Source organism: Bartonella gabonensis (assembly GCF_903679515.1).
GTDB lineage: Bacteria > Pseudomonadota > Alphaproteobacteria > Rhizobiales > Rhizobiaceae > Bartonella > Bartonella gabonensis.
In genome coordinates, this window is the sequence record NZ_CAHOYM010000003.1 from 65,734 (window position 1) to 85,329 (window position 19,596).

A 19,596-nucleotide genomic window follows, 5' to 3' on the forward strand; every position below is an offset into this window, starting at 1 on the left:
TGCATCATAAAAAAATATTATAACAACTTAGGTCAATATTATCATGGTTTCTTTGCCAAAAGATCGTATGAGACAGCTTAAAAAGCGCTTTGAAATAATTGAGAGCCAAATGGCTCAAAATCCAGATGCTGAAACATATGTAAAATTAGCTTCTGAATATTCAGAGCTACAGCCAATTGTTGCCTCTATACGGACATTAAATGCGCTTTACGAAGAGATCACAGAGCTAGAAACGATTATCAACGATAAGCAAACAGATGCAGAGATGCGACATCTTGCTCAAGAAGAACTCCCGTTATTATACCAGAAAATGCAACCACTTGAAAAAGAACTCCAGATTCTTCTTTTACCTAAAGATGTTGCTGATGAAAAAAGTGCTATTGTGGAAATTCGAGCAGGAACAGGTGGATTAGAGGCTGCACTCTTTGCTGGTGATCTCTTCCGCATGTATGAACGTTATGCCGCTTCTCATAACTGGAAAGTAGAAGTTGTTTCACTTAATGAGGGAGAAGTTGGCGGATATAAAGAAATTATTGCGAGCATTTCTGGAAAGGGTGTCTTTGCTAAATTAAAATTTGAATCAGGCGTTCATCGTGTACAACGTATTCCTGAGACAGAAACCGGTGGGCGTATTCATACATCTGCTGCTACAGTTGCAGTTCTTCCAGAGGCTGAAGAAATTGATATTGAAATTCGACCAGAGGATATTCGCATCGATACCATGCGTGCCTCCGGCGCAGGTGGGCAGCATGTCAATACAACGGACTCAGCTGTTCGTATCACCCATATTCCAACAGGAATTATGGTTGTACAAGCAGAAAAATCACAACACCAAAACCGCGCGCGAGCACTGCAAATTTTGCGTGCGCGCTTGTTCGATATTGAACGACAAAAAGCGGAAAATGAGCGTTCAACCTCTCGTAAAAATCAAGTTGGCTCTGGTGACCGCTCAGAGCGTATTCGTACCTATAATTTTCCACAAGGACGTGTCACGGATCACCGTATTAATCTCACTTTGTATAAACTTGATCGCATCCTAGAAGGCGATCTTAATGAAATTATTCATGCACTCATCTCTGATCACCAAACCTCACTTCTGATGGAAATGGATAATAATGGATGAACAAATACTCTCTTAACAGTGTCATCCAACAAACTCAAGAAAAATTGCGCATAAAAGGAATTTCTGAAGCTAAGCTTGAGGCAAAAATACTGGTCGAATGGGTAACAGGTACAAATTCCTCTGATAGAATTCTCCGACCAGATATATGCCTTTCTTTTGAACAAATTGAACAATTAGAACAGCTCATACAACGACGTGTTGCTGGTGAACCGGTCTACCGTATTATAGGGATGAGAGAGTTTTATGGCATATCTTTCGCTCTTTCTCAAGAGACGTTAGAACCACGACCTGATACAGAAACGCTCATCGAGCTTGTTCTTCCCTTCCTTAAAAAACAGGTCGAAAATTCAGAAAAAATAACGCTGCTTGATATGGGAACAGGCAGTGGCGCTCTTGCCATTGCACTCCTTAAACAAATTCCTATATCCCACGCAGTGGCGGTCGATATTTCTGAAGATGCCCTTAAAACAGCGACAAAAAATGCAGAGACGGGGGGAGTTATCAATCGCTTCACACCTCTCCTTAGCGATTGGTTTAATTCTGTCACAGGTTACTTTGATTTCATTGTTTCTAATCCACCCTATATTCCCGCAAAAGATATCAAAAAACTTGCAAAAGAAGTACGTTTATATGATCCATTGCGTGCCCTTATCGGAGGGGAAGATGGGCTTGATTTTTATCGAAAGCTCGCCCATGAAGCAGCTGACTATTTAAAAGAAAATAGTTATGTTGCTGTTGAAATCGGTTATTCTCAAGAAAAAAAGGTCTGCGATTTGTTTGAAAAAAATGGTTTTCAATGTTTAAAAATGCGCAAAGATCTGAGTGGGATACCCCGCGCACTTCTGTTTGCACGCAAGCATTAAAATTCCCAATCATCATCCGTAGTCGCAACCGCCTTGCCAATGACATAAGAAGAGCCAGCCCCTGAAAAAAAGTCATGATTCTCATCAGAGTTTGGTGATAAAGCTGCCAAAATAGCAGGATTAACACGACAAACCTCAGGAGGGAAAAGAGCTTCAAACCCTAAATTCATTAAAGCCTTGTTGGCATTATAATGGAGAAAAATTTTCACATCTTCCGTCAATCCAAGGGTATCATAAAGATCTTCAGTATATTTGCACTCAATGTTATAAAGGTCAAAGAGCAAGTTAAAAGCAAAATCTTTAATTTCTTGTCTTTTGGCTTCATCAAGCTTTGCATAGCCCAATTGAAATTTATAGCCAATATAATAACCATGGACCGCTTCATCACGAATGATAAGCCGAATGAGATCTGCTGTATTGGTCAACTTAGCGCGACTGGCCCAATACATGGGCAAATAAAAACCAGAATAAAATAAAAAGCTTTCCAGCAAAGTCGAAGCAATTTTTTTCTTGAGTGGATTATTTGCTTCATAACGCTCAAGTACTAATCTAGACTTTTTCTGCAAATGACTATTTTCTTCTGACCATCTAAATGCATCATCAACTTCTACCGTCGAGCAGAGGGTTGAAAAAATAGAGGAATAAGAACGTGCATGAACCGCTTCCATAAACGCAATATTCGTCAAGACTGCTTCCTCATGCTCTGTTATCGCATCAGCAAGCAATGAAATGGCACCCACAGTATTTTGAATGGTATCTAGAAGCGTTAATCCTGTAAAAACACGAATTGTTAGCTTGCGTTCTTCTTCTGTCAAACTTGACCATGAGGGAATATCATTGGAAAGTGGAACCTTCTCAGGCAACCAAAAATTTCCAGTTAAACGATTCCATACTTCAAGATCTTTCTCATCATGTAATCTATTCCAGTTAACAGCAGACACAACAGGATTTTTGGTTGTAATCTTTGTCATATGATGACCTCCTATAGACTGCACGAAACACAGCCATCGACTTCTGTTCCACTCAGTGCGACTTGCCGCAACCGTATATAATAAATACTCTTTATACCCTTTTTCCAAGCATAAATTTGTGCGCGGTTAATATCACGTGTGGTCGCGGTATCAGGAAAAAATAGTGTTAATGAAAGACCTTGATCGACATGCTGTGTCGCAGCAGCATAGGTATCTATAATTTTTTCAGGACCAACCTCATAAGCATCTTGGTAAAAATTTAAATTCGTATTATCCATATAAGGCGCGGGATAATAAACGCGCCCAATTTTTCCCTCTTTACGAATTTCAATTTTTGAAGCAATGGGATGAATAGAAGAAGTGGCATGATTAATATAGGAAATAGACCCTGTAGGGGGAACGGCTTGCAGATTGCGGTTATAAAGTCCATACTCAATAACGTGTTTCTTAAGTTCCTGCCAATCCTTTTGATCTGGAATAACAATATTATTCCGTGCAAAAAGCTCTTGTACAAGCGCAAATTGCGGTTTCCATTCTTTTTCAATATATTTTTCGAAAAAACGTCCATCTGCATAAGCTGATTTTTCGAATCCAGCAAACATTTTTTGACGTTCACGTGCAATTAAATTGGAAGCACGTATGGCATGATATGTCACAATATAAAAATAGATATTGGTAAAATCAATCGCTTCTGGAGATCCATAATAGATCTGTTCACGCGCTAAAAACCCATGCAAATTCATTTGTCCCAAACCAATCGCATGACTTTCAGCATTGCCTTTTGCAATGGAAGGCACGCAAGCAATATTGCTCATATCCGAAACAGCCGTAAGAGCGCGAACAGCAGATTCCACGGTCTGTCCGAAATCAGGACTTTCAATTGCTTTGGCAATATTCATTGAACCAAGATTACAAGATATATCACTTCCAACAGTGCGATAAGTTAAATCTATCTCTAATTCACTAGCCTCGCTGACCTGTAAAATTTCTGAACATAAATTGCTCATACTTATACGTCCAGCGATTGGATTAGCACGGTTAGCAGTGTCCTCAAATAAAATATAGGGATAACCTGACTCAAATTGAATTTCCGCTAAAGTTTGAAAAAAAACACGTGCACTTATTTTCTTCTTACGAATCTTTGCATTATCAACAAAAGAGCGATAATGTTCCGTTAAAGAAATGTCGCTAAAGGGTTTGCCTGTCACACGCTCAATATCATAAGATGAGAAGAGATACATGTCCTCATTATTCCGTGCAAGCTCAAAAGTAATATCAGGAATAACTACACCAAGCGAAAGCGTTTTGATTCTAACTTTTTCATCAGCATTTTCACGCTTTGTATCCAAAAACTTCATAATATCTAAATGATGTGCATGCAAATAAACAGCTCCAGCCCCCTGTCGCGCCCCAAGCTGATTGGCATAAGAAAAAGAATCTTCCAAAAGTTTCATCACCGGTAAAACACCGGATGATTGATTTTCTATTTGCTTAATTGGTGCTCCAGCCTCCCGCAAATTGGTCAAACAAAGTGCCACACCTCCACCGCGTTTTGAAAGCTGTAAAGCCGAATTAACGGCACGACCTATCGATTCCATATTATCTTCAACACGGAGCAAAAAACACGAAACCAATTCACCACGTTGTTTTTTCCCAGCATTTAAAAATGTTGGCGTTGCTGGTTGAAAACGCCCCGTAATAATCTCGTCCAAAAAACTTTCAGCAAGAGCGTTATTCCCTTGTGCCAAATATAAAGCCACAAGACAAACACGATCTTCATAACGTTCAAGATAACGCTTCCCATCGAAAGTCTTTAGCGTATAGCTGGTGTAGTATTTAAATGCGCCTAAAAAGGTAGGAAAACGAAATTTAAATGCGTAAGCGCGTTTAAAAAGTTTTTTAATAAAAGAAAAATCATAAAGCTCAAATAAAGCTTTTTCATAATAACCTTCTTCTATTAAGTAATCTATTTTTTCCTTCAAGTTATGAAAAAAAACTGTATTTTGATTAACATGTTGAAGAAAATATTGCCTTGCAGCAAGTCGATCCATATCAAATTGGATATGACCATTTTCATCATAAAGATTAAGCATTGCATTCAGCGCATGATAATCAGTAATCTGATCGGACTTCTGCGACTGTTTTATACCAATTGTTTCCAAAATCTCTCCAATCCCTTTTTTACACAAATAACGTCCTCATCAGTTCCACGAAGCTCAAAACGATAAAGGCAAGGGATACAACATTTTTCAGCAATGATCTTACTGGCTAAATTATAATAGCGACCAAAATTACGATTCCCACCACCAATAACACCACGAATTAACTCGCGATTTTCAACTTCATTAAGAAAATGAATAACGGCTTTCGGCACCGCCCCTCTTCCTTCTCCATCTGCATACGTAGGTACAACCAGTACATACGGTTCACCAACTAGTGCAGAAGGTTTTCTTTTATCAATTTTGAAGAGTCGTTGACTAAGCTGCGAGACAAAATGCTCTGTATTACCTGTTGCACTCGAATAATAAACAATAAGCCCCATTAAGCACAAAGACCACTAATCATATCTGGTCTAAAACCAGACCAATGATTCTCACCACAAACGACGACAGGAACCTGACGATACCCCAGAGATTGGACAAAACTGTATGCTTGCTCATCACAGGAAATATCAACAACACGATAATGAATGCCTTTTGCATCAAAAGCGCGGCGTGTGGCATCACATTGGACACAAAATGGTTTGCTATAAATAGTGATCGACATTTTCTTCAACTTTCATAATCCAAAACAATCAACCCTAAAAAAGTTAATCTAATCCTTTTTATAAGTACTCAAAAATAACAAACAACAGAAATTGTACGTAAAAGGTGTGATCATTTTCAAAGAACACACAGCTCCCTGAACATAACAAAACCCCTCATCAAATAACTTCAAAGACTATGATGAGAATAAACAATTATTCTATAACTTAAATGGGATCCCCCAGTTATAAAACAATCTTTTGCTTGGCAAACAATTCTCTCCTGCTGTCTAAAAAACTAACGTTCTAAACCACCGTTTTCAAAAGTTCTTGTTTTACTCTTTTACGGCAAAAATGAATTACAAAAACGAAAGGAAATCCTTTTAAAAGATACAGTTTAGCAAGAATATCGTTATACCCTTGCTTAACAAACTTTTACGATAACATTGGAAATAACTTAGATACCAAACGAAACACACTAACACCCTCTCTTGTGCTTATTTAGAATCACCAATCATTTTGATACTATATATAGTATATACTCTCTCTCTTTCGTCAAGGAGAATTCGACCATTATTTTGAATTTTCCACGATCTTCCCACTAAAATATTCAGTACTCAAAATTATGTAATAATACATTTTATTGACAAACGTTATATTATTACATAGTTATTAAAATAATTAAGAAAAGATGGTATAAGTTATGGATCTGCATTTTAAAAAGACAACATTAGGCTATGGGAATAGAATAGCGATCAAGGGCTTTTCAGCAAAGTTAGAAGCAGGTTCATTAGTCGCAGTCACGGGTGATAACGGTGCTGGAAAATCAACATTGCTAAAAGCCATTGCCGGCTTGATTAAACCTCTTAAGGGAAAAATTACAAAACCCCAAAAAAGCCGCATTGCTTATCTTTCTCAGCAATGTAATATAGATCAAACATTTCCCATTGATGTGAAAACACTTGTAAAAACAGGACTATGGTCCTTTTGTGGATTGTGGAAAAATCAGCGCCCTTATGATTCTAAGATCCAGAACGCACTTGAAATGGTTGGACTCACAGAACTTTCCGACCGTTCGCTTGAAACATTATCAGGCGGACAATTACAACGCGCCCTTTTTGCACGTATCATTGTACAAGATGCCGATATTATCTTGCTTGACGAACCTTTCAATGGTATCGATCGCAATACTCAAAAAGACCTTCTTGCACTAATCACATCCTGGCAACAACAAGGACGCACAGTTCTCACGGCACTCCATGACCCTCTCGTCGTGCAAGAATTTTTTCCTCACATGATTCAAATTAATCAACAAAACGCCCTTTATGGAGAAACAACAAAGTTTCTCGACAACACCATTCACCATGTTATTCCCCCTCTCACCGCCAACTCTTTATGTATTAGTGCACCAAATCAGCTCCTTCCTATTAATGATTCTCTCTTTCTTAGGTTATAAGACGTGTATGCATTTTTTCTTGCTCCCTTTGTTGATTTCCACTTTATGCAAAATGCCCTTATCGGCTCTATTCTCCTCTCTATTAGCGCCTGTCCTGTTGGTGTGTTTTTGGTGCTCCGTGGAATGAGTTTGACAGGAGATGCTATCTCTCATGCCATTCTTCCTGGTGTTGCAACTTCTTTTCTCATTTGCGGCTTCTCCCTCATATCTATGACACTTGGTGGTATTTTCGCTGGCATTATTGTTGCTTTAGCAACCGTTTTAATTTCACGAAATAGTTTTCAGAAAGAAGATGCATCCATGACCGTCTTTTATCTTATTGCACTCGCAGCAGGTGTCATTATTATCTCACTGAAAGATTCAACCATTGAACTGCTTCATCTCTTATTTGGATCGGTTCTTGCAATTGATACAAAGGCTCTTTGGTTGATCACTACCATAATGCTCATCACACTCTGCTGCCTGTTTATCTTCTGGCGTGCGCTCGTCTTAGAAAGCTTTGACCCCCTCTTTTTTAAATCACTCTCTCCATTGAGTAAATATATTCATATTTCATTGCTTGGACTTGTGGTGTTGAATCTAGTTGGGGGCTTTCAATCACTAGGAACATTACTGTCTGTTGGCATTATGATGATTCCAGCGATTACAGCTCGTTTTTGGTTTTCACGGCTAGGCCCTATTTGCGTGCTTTCCACTCTTTTTGGAATCATTTCTAGCATATGTGGTCTTTTGCTTTCTTTTCATCTCTCACTTCCCTCTGGCCCTGCTATCATCATTGCCGCAGGATTTATTTACCTTATTTCCTGCCTCATAAGTCCACGCGGTTTTATTGTAACATGGTTTCCCCATCTTTTTTATACTTCCTCACTTTAAAGAAAAAACGATGCTTAAATTTACTCAAAAATTTGTTCTGCTGAGTGCTTTATTATTTGCCCTTTCTCCCTTTTCTGCTTCTGCACACAATAAAATAAAAGTTGTTGCAAGCTTTTCTATTCTTGCAGATCTCGTAAAAAATGTAGGAGGCAACAATATCTCTATGACCACTTTTGTAGGACCCAATGCGAATACCCACACTTATGAACCTACCCCCCTTGACGCTCAAGCTCTTAGAAATGCTCAGATTATTTTTATCAATGGACTTCATTTAGAGGGGTTCATTGACCGCCTCATTACAGCAAGTGGTACAAAAGCACTTCTTGTCAAGGTTAGTGCTAACATTCCTCCCCTCGAAATGAAAAATCAAGAACATGGTGCCCATCACCACCATCACAGCGTTATTGATCCACACGCTTGGCAAACAATTCCCAATGTCGAAATCTATGTGAAGAATATCGCAGCTGCTTTTTGTAAAATTGATCCACAATCTTGTACGCACTACAATAAAAATGCCGAAATTTACATCAAAAAGCTTAAAACAGTACAAGATACCCTAAAAACAAAAATTGCCACTATCCCTAAAGATAAACGTATCATTATCACATCCCATGACGCTTTTGGCTATTTTGCTAAAGAATATGGCTTCACTATCCTTGCCCCTCAAAGCGCTTCAACAGAAGCTGAAGCAACCGCAGCTGAGGTTGCTAAACTTATCAAACAAATTAAAGCGAATAAAGCAGCTGCATTGTTCATTGAAAATATCTCTAATCCTCGTCTCATAAAACAAATTTCAAAAGAAACGGGTTTAAAAATTGGTGGAATCCTTTATTCTGATGCATTGTCAAACGAAAATGGCCCCGCTGCAACTTATCTCGATATGATGGAGCATAATGTGAATACCATTATTGATGCCATCACAAAACATTAAAAAAATCTTTTTATAGAAGAAAAAAGTTTATATCATCATAGGCCTATGATTACGTTATCCATGATACCCAATATCCATCATTGATAACAATGATATGAAATAAAGTTAATTTTACAGAAAAAATTTACATCCTATAGATGCTCAGATAGATAAAATCATAAGTGGAGTTATTACCTCATGCTGCCCAAACCACGAGCATTATTATTTTATTTTCCAACGTTTCTTTTGCGATAATTCTCAACACTTGATATCGTTCATAAGGAGTATTTAAAGTCCTTTATTAATAGTTTTTTATCCACATGGCTCTCCCCGCTTATAGCAGCAAACGAATGATTTTGATTGATTCAACATAGAACAGATTTGGAATGAGAAAACCTTACGGTATTCGGAATTTTCACTTAACACTCAAAACAGTGAATTATCATTATTAAATCAATCAATTGCCGTTAAGAGAAACGTACCTATTCTTGTACAAGCTATTCAGAACTCCGTCCTGTTTTTATGGATAAATGGACTTTTTATATCACCGATCAAAGCCAAGATGTGAGGTACTTGGTGCCACCATTTGTGAATAATTTTCTCTTTTTATTTTTCTTATTCATTCTTTATAAAACATATAAATTATCTCTTTAGGAAAAATCATAACATGTTGTTTTTATAAGTAAATCTTACTTCAAAATGTGAGGAACCATGGTTTATAAATAGTTATTACCTACAATGAAAAAAACTTTATTATTCGAAAATAATATTCTTCTTACAGCCCGTAAAAAAATAAAATTTATTCATATGAGTGTTTTGACATTCTCGGGACATGTGACAATGGATCATTATAAAAATTTTTAATTTTTTCAATATCATCAGTTACATTATGTTTTTGTGAATGTAATCGAAAGAGCCAAAACATAACATTATCATGATGCAGCATAAAAGAAAGTCTTATCACATCAATTAATATCTATTTATTCCTTGTGCGCTTTCCAGTGTTTTTGTTAAAGGTATGAAAATCTTGATGAGCGACCGTGAAACTTAGTTTTTGACCATAATTGTGTGTCAAGCGTTCTTTTATTTCAATCGTAAAAATGATATTATTCCAACGTGTTAAGACATGGCAACCTGTTCCAATCGGCTTGATAAGCTCAATTTGTGTGTGAAAAACAGGTCCTTTATCTGGGTGTTCACCCAATAAGATCATTTCAGGTCTGAAAGCTAAAAGATCCGTTTCTTCGCTATAAGAAAATGAATGCCCTAAATGTTGTTCTAGGATATGACGATCAAGAAAATTCATAGGAGGAGAACCAATAAAGTCGGCAACAAATGTGGTTGCTGGAGTATCGTAAATTTCCATTGGTGTTCCAATTTGCTCGATAGCTCCTTTATTCAAAACGACTATTCTATCGGCTAATGTCATGGCTTCTAGTTGATCATGGGTAACATAGAGGCTGGTTGTTCCTAATGAACGCTGTAGCGTTTTTATCTCAATACACATTTGCGCCCGTAATTTTGCATCAAGATTTGAAAGAGGTTCATCAAAGAGAAAAACACGGGGTTGACGTACAATCACACGTCCCATTGCAACACGCTGGCGTTGTCCTCCTGATAATTGTCGTGGTTTACGATCAAGAAATGGTTCTATCTCCAAAAGCTTTGCAGCATGTGCGATGCGTTTTTTTATTTCTTCTTTAGGTGTTTTTCGATTTTTAAGGCCATATTCTAGGTTTCCGCGAACTGTCATATGGGGATAAAGGGCATAATTTTGAAAAACCATAGCAATATCACGATCAGCTGGTTCACGATCATTGATACGTTCGTTATCAATACACAGTTCACCTGAGGTGACTTGTTCAAGTCCTGCAATAATACGTAACAAGGTTGATTTTCCGCATCCTGAAGGACCAACAAGAACAAGTAGTTCTTTATCAGCAACAGTTAAATTTAAGTCATCAATGACCAGAATGCCGTTGTCATACCGTTTTTTTATATTTGATAACTGGATTATGGCCACAATTACTTCTCCGTTTCAATAAGGCCTTTAATAAAAAGCCGCTGCATGAAGATAACAACAAGAACAGGCGGTACCATGGCAACGACCGATACTGCCATGAGAATATTCCATTGAGGATCATGTTGTAGTGATTCGACAATAAGCTGTTTTAAAATAATAAGGATCGTTTGATGATTTTTATCCGTTGTGATGATAAGAGGCCAGAGATATTGTATCCATCCATAAATGAACATAATGATAAATAAAGCAGCTATATTACTTTTACTAAGAGGAAGAAGAATATCCTTAAAAAACTTAAATGGTCCTGCACCATCAACACGTGCTGCCTCTAAGAGTTCATCAGGAACAGTCAAAAAAAACTGGCGAAATAAAAATGTAGCGGTTGCGGATGCAATAAGTGGAATAATCATTCCACTATAAGTGTCGATCATCCCTAATTTTGCAACAACCTCATAGGTTGGAAGAATACGAACTTCAACAGGAAGCATTAATGTAACAAAAATAAGAATAAAAGCAGTTTTTCGGAAGGGAAAGCGCATATAAACAATTGCATAAGCAGACAAAAGTGAAATAATAATTTTTCCAATGCTAATGCCTAGAGCCATAATGAGTGAATTCATTAAGAGTAGCCAGAGATTAGGGAGTCCGCGCTGTGCAAGGCCATCGCCAAAGATTGTTTTATAATTTTCCAGAGCATATCCCCCAGGTAAAAGAGGCAGTGTTCCCGCATTAAATGCTGCTGAACTATGGGTTGATGCAATGATAGCAACATAAACTGGAAAGCAAATAATGATAATGCCAACAATGAGAGTGATATGTGTTAGAAATTTCAAAAAAGGGCGATTTTCAACCATAATTTATTTCCTAATATTGTACACGACGTTCAATCCAGCGAAATTGGATAAACGTTACGACAATAACCATCAACATCAATATTGTTGATTGTGCTGCTGATGTACCGATTATTTGATTTCTAAAGCCATCGTCATATACTTTATAGACAAGAGTGCTCGTTGCACGCGCAGGGCCTCCAGAAGTTGTGTTATCAATAATCCCAAAAGTATCAAACATAACATAATTGATATTGACGATAAGAAGGAAAAATGTCGTTGGTGAAATTTGCGGAAAGACCACAGTCCAAAATCGTTTAAAGGGACCGGCACCATCAATGGCTGCTGCTTCTATTTGAGAATGTGGAACAGATTGAAGAGCCGTAAGAAAAAAGAGAAAATTGTAAGAAATTTGTTTCCAGCTAGCCGCAATGACAATAAGAATCATCGCTTGAGTACTATTAATACGATAATTCCATAACACCCCTATTTTTTCGAGAAGAAAAGGGATAATCCCTATGGTAGGATGAAAGGTAAACAACCATAATATACCTGCCAATACTGGAGCAACGGCATAGGGCCAGAGCAAAAGCATTGTATAAGCTTTTTTTGCACAGATAACACGGTCAACACAGACAGCCAAAAGAAGTGATATTGTCATTGAAGCAACAGTCACTGAAATGGAAAATACTGCAGTTGTAAGAAGTGATTGCAGATAAGTAGTATCAGAAAGAACAGTTAGGTAATTTTCAAAACCAATAAAGGTTGTTGTAAAGCTAAAAGGATCTTCCCGTTCAAAGGAAGATTTTATGGCTTGAGCAACAGGCCAAAAGAAAAATAAAAAAGTTACAAGAAGCTGAGGAAAAAGCAGTCCGTAAGAAAGGAGACTATTTTTAAAATATGCATGTTTTTCTTGCATTCGCAGGGTTCTTTAAATGTAGAGGCTTTAAAAAGATAAACAAAAAGGACTCAACTGTTTTTGTTGAGTCTTTAATGTTTAACAAAAAAACGAAATTAATGATTAGATTTTTCAAATTCACGCAAGAGTTTATTCCCACGTTTAACGGACTCATCTAAAGCATCTTTCGGTGTTTTTGAACCACTAAGAACAGCTTCCAACTCCTGATCCAGAATGGTACGGAGTTGTGGTAAATTACCAAATCTTATTCCTTTCGAGTTAACTGTCGGTGGATTAAGGTTAATTTGTTTGATCGCGATATCAGCCCCTGGCGTTTTTTCATAGAAATGTTGTTTTTTGCTCAATTCATAAGTTGCTTTCGTGGTTGGAAGATAACCTGTTCCTTGGTGCCATTTTGTTTGATTTTCTGTTTTTGAAAGAAACTTAAGAAAAGCAGCTGCTCCAGCATATTCCTTTGGGGTATGCCCCTTAAATGCCCAAATAGAAGCTCCCCCAATAACTGAATTTTGCGGTGCTCCTTCTACATCCTTATAGTAGGGTAGCATACCAACGCCTACATTAAACTGAGCTTCAGAAGCAATTCCAGCATGTGATCCTGAAGATTGCATAAAAATTGCACAGTTTTGTGCCATAAACATTGGTGTTGAATCTAATGCGCCTGCAGGACCACCATAGCGGAAAATACCTTGATCAGACCACCTTTTTAGATCTGTCCACATACGCACTTGTAAAGGTCCATTAAATGTAAGTTCTGAATCAAGCCCCTTAAAGCCATTTTCCTGCGTTCCAAAAGGAACATTATGCAACGCTGAAAAGTTTTCTATACCAATCCATTGAGCTGCATAAGCCATTGTAAAACCACACGTAGCCGCTTTAGTTTCAAGAATTTTTTTAGAAAAGTCTTCTATATCTTGCCATGTTTTAGGGGGCTGTTCTGGATCAAGCCCTGCTTTTTTAAAGATATCTTTGTTGTAATAAAGGATGGGTGTTGAAATATTGAATGGCATAGAGATTATATGCCCCTGTGCATCGGAGTAATAGCCGCTAATAGCAGGAAAATAATCTGTAGGATCAAATTCTTGTTTCGTATCCGCCATAAGTTGATAAAATGGATAGATCGCACCTTTTGCTGCCATCATAGTGCCAGTACCAACATCATAAATTTGGGCAAGCACAGGCTGTTTCTTTCCACGAAACGCTGCAATGAGTGCGATCAACCCCTCTTCATACTCGCCGCGAAATGAAGGCACAACTTTATACTCAGATTGACTTGCATTAAAATCTTTAATAAGATTTTCAGTTTGCTTCCCTAATTCACCACTCATAGAATGCCAAAAGCTGATTTTTGTCTGCGCAAAACTCACTGTTATTCCTGCTGCAAACATTATGATAGCAACCGTGGCCGCTACGAAAAGATAAAAACGACTCATGGTTCACCCTTTCTGAAGTGATGGAATACAAACTACCCCTGGATTTATAGTATTACACATAAACATGCTACAACAGTTTTATTTCAGAATATACTTTCTCATTTAAACAGGAACCACCAAAAGATCAAATGAATTTGTTTAGATTTATACGTTTTCTTCTATAAGCTTTCTTATACATTAACAAGATACGCGTTTGTTAAAGTGAGATGACTTAAATAAGTAAGGGAATAAGTAAAAAGATATAGATCATTAATGTCATTGAATGACTTTTATAATATCTGAATTTACCTTTTTTAAAAAAAAGAATTGTTTATTCTTTTGTTATTTATATTATAATCTCCAGCTTATAATCTTAACATGATGTTGCGACTGAATTTAACGAAGAAACAAATAGATTTTTTTAAAATTAAGAAAATCATTTTGAAGCACTTAATAGTCTCCTTCCCTGCAATGGAAATACGTGCCTCATGCAAAACAGCATCATCCTATGATGCAGCTAATACTTCAATAAAGCCTTGCTTTTAAGAAAACTTAAATAAATATTTTATTTTTTCTCAATAGCTTTTTATTCACACACCAATCCCATTTGTAATATGCAAGAGAATAATTTTGGTTGATTCATTGTAAAAAATTTGAAGTGAGAAAATCTCTTGATATTAAATGCCCTCACTCCATGTAGAAAGTATTGAGTTATCATTAAAATCAATGTATTATTGTCACATAAAAGAAAACACTTCCTGCTTTTTTTCATTATGCTGGGCTTTATAAAGGTATATGAATTTTATAGAAGTATATTTTTTACCTTTGTGCACGCAATTGCAATGCAAGATCAGGTTGATCTGTCGTAATATAATGTACAGGCATATTAAGCCAATGTGATAACCGAGCTTTTCCATTGATTGTCCATACCCCTACAGTAAAACCAGCTTCAAGAGCTGCTTCAATAAAGTCCTGTGAGGCAATGGAACCATTTAAACTTAAATCAGAATAACCCAATTGTTTCCATTCAGAAAAATGACGATACATATCACCTTCAAAATTATCAACACATGGACCAGATGGTATTCCTGCTTCAATAAAAGGGCGAAGACTCAAAGGATCAAAACTAATGGCAGAAACCCGTTCTGATAAATTTCGACTTTTTATGAGTGCAAGTGCTTTTTGAGATAAGATTGTTTCACGCTCCACTTCACCACATGTTTTGATTTCAAGATGCAAGCCAACATTGGTTGGTGCTAAAAGATCAAGCACCTCTTCTAGCAAAGGCGGTGCTTCTTGGCTTCCTTTCACGCAGAGTTGTTTGCGTGTTTCATTATCAATATCGTAAATATATCCCTTTTTTCCCACCAATTGGTCTAAACGGAAATCGTGAAAAACAACCACTTCACCGCTTTTTAGCAAATGAACGTCACATTCAACTTCATCAACACCTAACGTTATAGCGTTACTAAATGCCGAAAAGGTATTTTCAGGATAAAGATGTGCTCCACCACGGTGTGCAACAATTTTTTTCTCAGACATGAAAAATTTCACACTTCTCAATTTTAAACGACAATAGTTTAAAGGACATTGGCTCTCAATGATATTAGCGTACAAATTTTCAAATAAAGACTTATATCCTATAAACGTGCACAATTATTTTTTAAGATTTTTTACATTTTTCTAAATATCAAACTTTCAATCATATTTTATTCTTAAAAAACTTATCCTGCATTTCAATTATTCCCATTCAATGGTACCAGGAGGTTTTGAGGTTACATCATAAACAACACGATTAATCCCTCTAACTTCATTAATAATGCGTGATGCTGTCTTACTTAAAAATGCCATATCATAGGGATAAAAATCAGCGGTCATTCCATCGACAGATGTGACAGCACGAAGTGCACAAACAAATTCATACGTGCGACCATCCCCCATCACTCCAACAGTCTGGACAGGCAGAAGGATAGCAAAAGCTTGCCAAATTTCATCATAAAGACCGGCTTTTCGGATTTCCTCAAGATAGATAGCATCTGCCTCACGTAAAATTTCTAATTTTTCACGAGTTACAGCCCCTGGACACCGAATTGCAAGACCGGGACCTGGAAAAGGATGACGACCAATAAACGGCTCGGGTAACCCTAACTCTCGTGCCAACGAGCGAACCTCATCCTTAAAGAGCTCACGCAACGGTTCTACTAGCTTCATATTCATCTGTTCTGGTAGCCCCCCTACATTATGATGACTTTTAATGGTTAACGTTTCACCAATAGCAGAAACACTCTCAATAACATCTGGATAAAGTGTTCCTTGCGCCAAAAACTCTGCACCTCCTATTTTTTTAGTTTCTTCTTCAAAAACTTCAATAAAAAGGCGACCTATCGTTTTGCGCTTTTTTTCTGGATCTGTCTCACCTTCTAAAGCATTAAGAAATATATCGGCAGCATCAACGTGAATAAGCTCTATATTATAGTGATCGCGGAATAATGTAAGAACTTCCTGAGCCTCATTTTTACGCATTAATCCATGATCGACCAAAATGCATGTCAATTGGTCTCCGATAGCTTCATGAAGGAGCACCGCTACAACAGATGAATCCACTCCCCCTGAAAGACCACAAATCACATGACTTTTCCCAACTTGTTGTCGTATTGTCGCAATCGCCTGCTCACGATAAGAAGCCATTGACCAATTGCCTTTAATTTCAGAGATCTTATGAATAAAATTTTGCAAAAGTTTTGTACCATCCGATGTATGGATTACTTCAGGGTGAAACTGTACCGCATAAAAATGTCTTTTCTCATCAGCAATAGCCGCATAGGGAGCTCCTTTTGAGGTTCCTATGACACGAAAACCTTCTGGTAAAGCGGCTACACGGTCACCGTGACTCATCCATACTTGATAGCAAGAACCTTTTTCCCACACGCCATCAAAAAGAGCACTCTCCTCTTGGATTTCCAAAAAAGCACGACCAAATTCACGCTCATATCCAGCTTCAACCTTTCCTCCAAGCTGAACACACATAACTTGTTCCCCATAACAAATACCAAGAATTGGAATACCGGCCTCAAAAATTTCCATTGGAGCACGCGGCGACCCTTCATCAATAACGGAATAAGGACTTCCTGATAAAATAATAGCTTTAGGATTTATGCGGCGTACAACTTCTAAAGCCAATTGAAAAGGAATAATTTCACAGTATACCCCCATTGCGCGCACCCGTCGTGCAATAAGTTGTGTAACTTGTGAACCAAAGTCAATAATAAGAACAGTGTCTGGATGTGATATGCTCATAAAAAACCAATCAACAATTGTAAAAGAGAACTCATGAGAGTTATGATTTAATCTTTCTCTTTTCACAAGCCTGTTTTCTTAAGAAAAAGATTATTCTCGTAAAATTTATGATAAAAAATGCAAAAATATGGATCAATGTTTTTTTTGTAATACGGATAAAAAGAAACCATCTGTTTGTGTTGTTGCAGGCGATAAAGTGAGTCCATAATTTGAAAAGACTGGCTGGTCAGGAGAAAAACTAAAATGCTTCTGCCAAAGTGCCGACATATCTATTGGATAAAAATGAGAATGTTGTTGAAGGAAATGGGAGATTTGTTCCTCATTTTCATCTGCAAAAAGAGAACAGGTAATATAGACTAAGCGCCCATTTGGCTTAAGATAATCTATCGCTTCATTTAAAATAGCCCTCTGTTCTGTTTGGCGTTGTTTTACCTGCTCTAATGTTAAACGCCATTTCGCATCTGGACGACGACGCCATGTTCCTGTTCCACTACAGGGTGCATCTAACAGAACTCTATCCATCTGGCCTATTAAGGACTTCAATTCTTCTTTTTGTGCTCGTATTTGTACATTACGAACACCAGCGCGTCGAAGACGATCAAAAATAGGCGCTAGACGCCCTTTATCGGAATCATAAGCATAAATTTGCCCACGATTGTTCATATTAGAAGCTAAAGCTAATGTTTTGCCCCCAGCACCTGCACAATAATCTAATACTTGCATACTTGCTTGCGCTTCCACAAGGTGAGCAACAATTTGAGACCCTAAATCCTGTATTTCAAAGTGCCCTTTTTGAAAAGCTGGTTCCACTTGAACATTGGGATGGCGATCAAATTTTTCAATCGGAGCAACTCTTAAGGCTTGCCGAAACCATGGCAAAGATTGAAGTTTGGTTTTTGCTAACTCTTTTAACACCTTTTCTGGTGTTGCCTTTAAGCTATTTACCCGTAGATCTAAAGAAGGACGCGTTGCTAACGCAGCAGCTTCCACGATCCAATTATCACCAAATAAAGGACAAAGATGTGCTTGACACCATTGAGGAATATCACCACGAATATAGTCTGGAGCATCCACTAATTGCTGCTTTTGCCACGATTTGCGCTGTTTAGCCTTTAATAACTGCGGTGCAAACCGATCTCCTTCTAACGCATTGTCAATTTGCTCCAGCGTCATTTTTCCAGTATCTAATAAAGTCGCAAAAACAATATCCCGAATATCATCACTCTCCATACGCCACTGTAAAGAATATCGTCGTCTTAAAACATCATAAACAATTGTACCAATGACTGCACGATCACCTGCTCCAGCAAAACGATGAGAAAGTCCCCAGTCCTTTAAAGCTTCTCCTGCGGGGCGATACCTCGTTTCTATCTCTTTGAGAACATCTATTGCTGCTTGCAAACGCCCACCTAATCGCATTCATTTCTCCCATTAAAATAATGAAATTTTAAACCTTTATAAAAAAATAATATTATTTAAACCTCTTCAAAACTCTCAAAAATTGACATTCTCTTTATAAAATGATCTGGGCATACTTCTTTATAAGATCGAATTTAATGTATCTAGATTTTCCCTTTCATTTTCTACCCATTAGCTTTATATTCTTCTAAAATACATCAAATCTTCTTATGCTAAAAGATACGCTGCCATCCATAAAGAACTTCTTTCCCCCATACATTACGAAAAAATAAACTCTTTAATTATTGCGTGAAATAAACTTTTCTTGACTTATCTAAGCAACAGGAAAAATCGGATATCTTCCATCTTGAAAATGTTATCCATCTGAAAAAAGAGAAAAAGCTTCTAATAAGATGAGACAAACCCATCTGATTTTTAAGAAAAAATTAACTTTTTAGAAAATGCTTGGAACCACGATTTAGCATGACCGTTTTTACTATACTGGCACCTGCCAGATAATTTAAAAGGAGAAAATAATGACTTATAATAATGGAAAAATGACTTCATCTAAAAGCCGTCATAATACAATGCCCTCAAACAATGGAAAGAAATCCGTCCAAGGTGATCAGGCAAACACTCGCCAACGTGCGTCAAAGATGGGACGCAAAACAACAAAAAGTTAATTCTAACTTTATATAATTTACTTCACATAGTCCTAACAGAAAGAATTAGAGTTTTAGCCTCTAATTCTTTCCTTTTTTGAATTATTACACCAAATCAA

Annotated in this window: 17 protein-coding genes; 6 read left to right on the top strand and 11 right to left on the bottom strand. The window is 37.3% G+C overall.

Annotated elements, in window-relative coordinates:
• The first annotated feature begins 43 nt into the window (after window positions 1–43).
• Window positions 44–1,123: a peptide chain release factor 1 gene (prfA, locus tag HWX04_RS01545; RefSeq protein ID WP_175868488.1), complete on the top strand. Its 1,080-nt coding sequence runs from the start codon at window positions 44–46 to the stop codon at window positions 1,121–1,123.
• The gene (gene prmC, locus HWX04_RS01550; protein WP_175868489.1) at window positions 1,120–1,986 is read left to right on the top strand and encodes a peptide chain release factor N(5)-glutamine methyltransferase; all 867 of its coding nucleotides are present in this window, start codon (window positions 1,120–1,122) and stop codon (window positions 1,984–1,986) included. The genes prfA and prmC overlap by 4 nt, the downstream gene beginning before the upstream one ends.
• Here prmC and nrdF read toward each other — a convergent pair.
• The 4 genes from nrdF to nrdH are packed head-to-tail and all read right to left on the bottom strand — an operon-like array spanning window position 1,983 to window position 5,723.
• Window positions 1,983–2,957: a class 1b ribonucleoside-diphosphate reductase subunit beta gene (gene nrdF / locus HWX04_RS01555; RefSeq protein WP_175868490.1), complete on the bottom strand. Its 975-nt coding sequence runs from the start codon at window positions 2,955–2,957 to the stop codon at window positions 1,983–1,985. The two genes, prmC and nrdF, sit on opposite strands and share 4 nt — an antisense overlap.
• Before the next feature lie 11 nt (window positions 2,958–2,968).
• Window positions 2,969–5,119 carry a class 1b ribonucleoside-diphosphate reductase subunit alpha gene (nrdE, locus tag HWX04_RS01560; RefSeq protein ID WP_175868533.1) on the bottom strand — a complete coding sequence of 717 codons (2,151 nt, stop codon included), beginning with the start codon at window positions 5,117–5,119 and terminating at the stop codon, window positions 2,969–2,971.
• Window positions 5,101–5,499: a class Ib ribonucleoside-diphosphate reductase assembly flavoprotein NrdI gene (nrdI, locus tag HWX04_RS01565; protein WP_175868491.1), complete on the bottom strand. Its 399-nt coding sequence runs from the start codon at window positions 5,497–5,499 to the stop codon at window positions 5,101–5,103. The genes nrdE and nrdI overlap by 19 nt, the downstream gene beginning before the upstream one ends.
• Window positions 5,499–5,723 carry a glutaredoxin-like protein NrdH gene (nrdH, locus tag HWX04_RS01570; RefSeq protein ID WP_175868492.1) on the bottom strand — a complete coding sequence of 75 codons (225 nt, stop codon included), beginning with the start codon at window positions 5,721–5,723 and terminating at the stop codon, window positions 5,499–5,501. Before nrdH ends, nrdI begins: the two co-directional genes overlap by 1 nt.
• A gap of 680 nt (window positions 5,724–6,403) precedes the next feature.
• Here nrdH and HWX04_RS01575 point away from each other — a divergent pair.
• The 3 genes from HWX04_RS01575 to HWX04_RS01585 are packed head-to-tail and all read left to right on the top strand — an operon-like array spanning window position 6,404 to window position 8,960.
• The gene (locus HWX04_RS01575; protein WP_175868493.1) at window positions 6,404–7,156 is read left to right on the top strand and encodes an ABC transporter ATP-binding protein; all 753 of its coding nucleotides are present in this window, start codon (window positions 6,404–6,406) and stop codon (window positions 7,154–7,156) included.
• A 3-nt stretch (window positions 7,157–7,159) separates the two neighbouring features.
• The gene (locus HWX04_RS01580; RefSeq protein WP_175868494.1) at window positions 7,160–8,029 is read left to right on the top strand and encodes a metal ABC transporter permease; all 870 of its coding nucleotides are present in this window, start codon (window positions 7,160–7,162) and stop codon (window positions 8,027–8,029) included.
• A 10-nt stretch (window positions 8,030–8,039) separates the two neighbouring features.
• Window positions 8,040–8,960: a metal ABC transporter solute-binding protein, Zn/Mn family gene (locus tag HWX04_RS01585; protein ID WP_175868495.1), complete on the top strand. Its 921-nt coding sequence runs from the start codon at window positions 8,040–8,042 to the stop codon at window positions 8,958–8,960.
• Between the two features lie 955 nt (window positions 8,961–9,915).
• On the opposite strand, the gene HWX04_RS01590 is transcribed toward HWX04_RS01585, so the two are convergent.
• The 7 genes from HWX04_RS01590 to HWX04_RS01620 form a co-directional block, all read right to left on the bottom strand.
• Window positions 9,916–10,962, bottom strand: coding sequence for a sn-glycerol-3-phosphate import ATP-binding protein UgpC (locus HWX04_RS01590; protein ID WP_175868496.1), 1,047 nt, complete (start codon window positions 10,960–10,962; stop codon window positions 9,916–9,918).
• A gap of 2 nt (window positions 10,963–10,964) precedes the next feature.
• A complete protein-coding gene (gene ugpE, locus HWX04_RS01595) occupies window positions 10,965–11,816 on the bottom strand; it encodes a sn-glycerol-3-phosphate ABC transporter permease UgpE (protein ID WP_175868497.1) in 852 nt (283 codons plus the stop codon).
• A 10-nt stretch (window positions 11,817–11,826) separates the two neighbouring features.
• Window positions 11,827–12,711 carry a sn-glycerol-3-phosphate ABC transporter permease UgpA gene (ugpA, locus tag HWX04_RS01600; RefSeq protein WP_175868498.1) on the bottom strand — a complete coding sequence of 295 codons (885 nt, stop codon included), beginning with the start codon at window positions 12,709–12,711 and terminating at the stop codon, window positions 11,827–11,829.
• Window positions 12,712–12,806: 95 nt separating this feature from the next.
• Window positions 12,807–14,141 carry a sn-glycerol-3-phosphate ABC transporter substrate-binding protein UgpB gene (ugpB, locus tag HWX04_RS01605; RefSeq protein WP_175868499.1) on the bottom strand — a complete coding sequence of 445 codons (1,335 nt, stop codon included), beginning with the start codon at window positions 14,139–14,141 and terminating at the stop codon, window positions 12,807–12,809.
• A gap of 798 nt (window positions 14,142–14,939) precedes the next feature.
• Entirely contained in the window at window positions 14,940–15,662 is a 723-nt protein-coding gene (locus HWX04_RS01610; RefSeq protein ID WP_175868500.1) for a glycerophosphodiester phosphodiesterase, read from the bottom strand.
• A gap of 198 nt (window positions 15,663–15,860) precedes the next feature.
• On the bottom strand, window positions 15,861–17,417 hold the full coding sequence (guaA, locus tag HWX04_RS01615) for a glutamine-hydrolyzing GMP synthase (protein WP_175868501.1): 1,557 nt from the start codon (window positions 17,415–17,417) through the stop codon (window positions 15,861–15,863).
• A 132-nt stretch (window positions 17,418–17,549) separates the two neighbouring features.
• A complete protein-coding gene (locus HWX04_RS01620; protein ID WP_175868502.1) occupies window positions 17,550–18,836 on the bottom strand; it encodes an RsmB/NOP family class I SAM-dependent RNA methyltransferase in 1,287 nt (428 codons plus the stop codon).
• A 515-nt stretch (window positions 18,837–19,351) separates the two neighbouring features.
• Between HWX04_RS01620 and HWX04_RS01625 the strand changes: the two genes are divergently transcribed.
• Window positions 19,352–19,498, top strand: coding sequence for a hypothetical protein (locus tag HWX04_RS01625; RefSeq protein ID WP_175868503.1), 147 nt, complete (start codon window positions 19,352–19,354; stop codon window positions 19,496–19,498).
• Window positions 19,499–19,596: the final 98 nt, after the last annotated feature.

Bases quoted from the DNA above. Each gene is read 5' to 3' on its own strand.
- prfA (WP_175868488.1), top strand. From the start codon at position 44: ATGGTTTCTTTGCCAAAAGATCGTATGAGACAGCTTAAAAAGCGCTTT.
- prmC (WP_175868489.1), top strand. From the start codon at position 1,120: ATGAACAAATACTCTCTTAACAGTGTCATCCAACAAACTCAAGAAAAA.
- nrdF (WP_175868490.1), bottom strand. From the start codon at position 2,957: ATGACAAAGATTACAACCAAAAATCCTGTTGTGTCTGCTGTTAACTGG.
- nrdI (WP_175868491.1), bottom strand. From the start codon at position 5,499: ATGGGGCTTATTGTTTATTATTCGAGTGCAACAGGTAATACAGAGCAT.
- nrdH (WP_175868492.1), bottom strand. From the start codon at position 5,723: ATGTCGATCACTATTTATAGCAAACCATTTTGTGTCCAATGTGATGCC.
- HWX04_RS01575 (WP_175868493.1), top strand. From the start codon at position 6,404: ATGGATCTGCATTTTAAAAAGACAACATTAGGCTATGGGAATAGAATA.
- HWX04_RS01585 (WP_175868495.1), top strand. From the start codon at position 8,040: ATGCTTAAATTTACTCAAAAATTTGTTCTGCTGAGTGCTTTATTATTT.
- ugpE (WP_175868497.1), bottom strand. From the start codon at position 11,816: ATGGTTGAAAATCGCCCTTTTTTGAAATTTCTAACACATATCACTCTC.
- ugpA (WP_175868498.1), bottom strand. From the start codon at position 12,711: ATGCAAGAAAAACATGCATATTTTAAAAATAGTCTCCTTTCTTACGGA.
- ugpB (WP_175868499.1), bottom strand. From the start codon at position 14,141: ATGAGTCGTTTTTATCTTTTCGTAGCGGCCACGGTTGCTATCATAATG.
- HWX04_RS01610 (WP_175868500.1), bottom strand. From the start codon at position 15,662: ATGTCTGAGAAAAAAATTGTTGCACACCGTGGTGGAGCACATCTTTAT.
- guaA (WP_175868501.1), bottom strand. From the start codon at position 17,417: ATGAGCATATCACATCCAGACACTGTTCTTATTATTGACTTTGGTTCA.
- HWX04_RS01620 (WP_175868502.1), bottom strand. From the start codon at position 18,836: ATGCGATTAGGTGGGCGTTTGCAAGCAGCAATAGATGTTCTCAAAGAG.
- HWX04_RS01625 (WP_175868503.1), top strand. From the start codon at position 19,352: ATGACTTATAATAATGGAAAAATGACTTCATCTAAAAGCCGTCATAAT.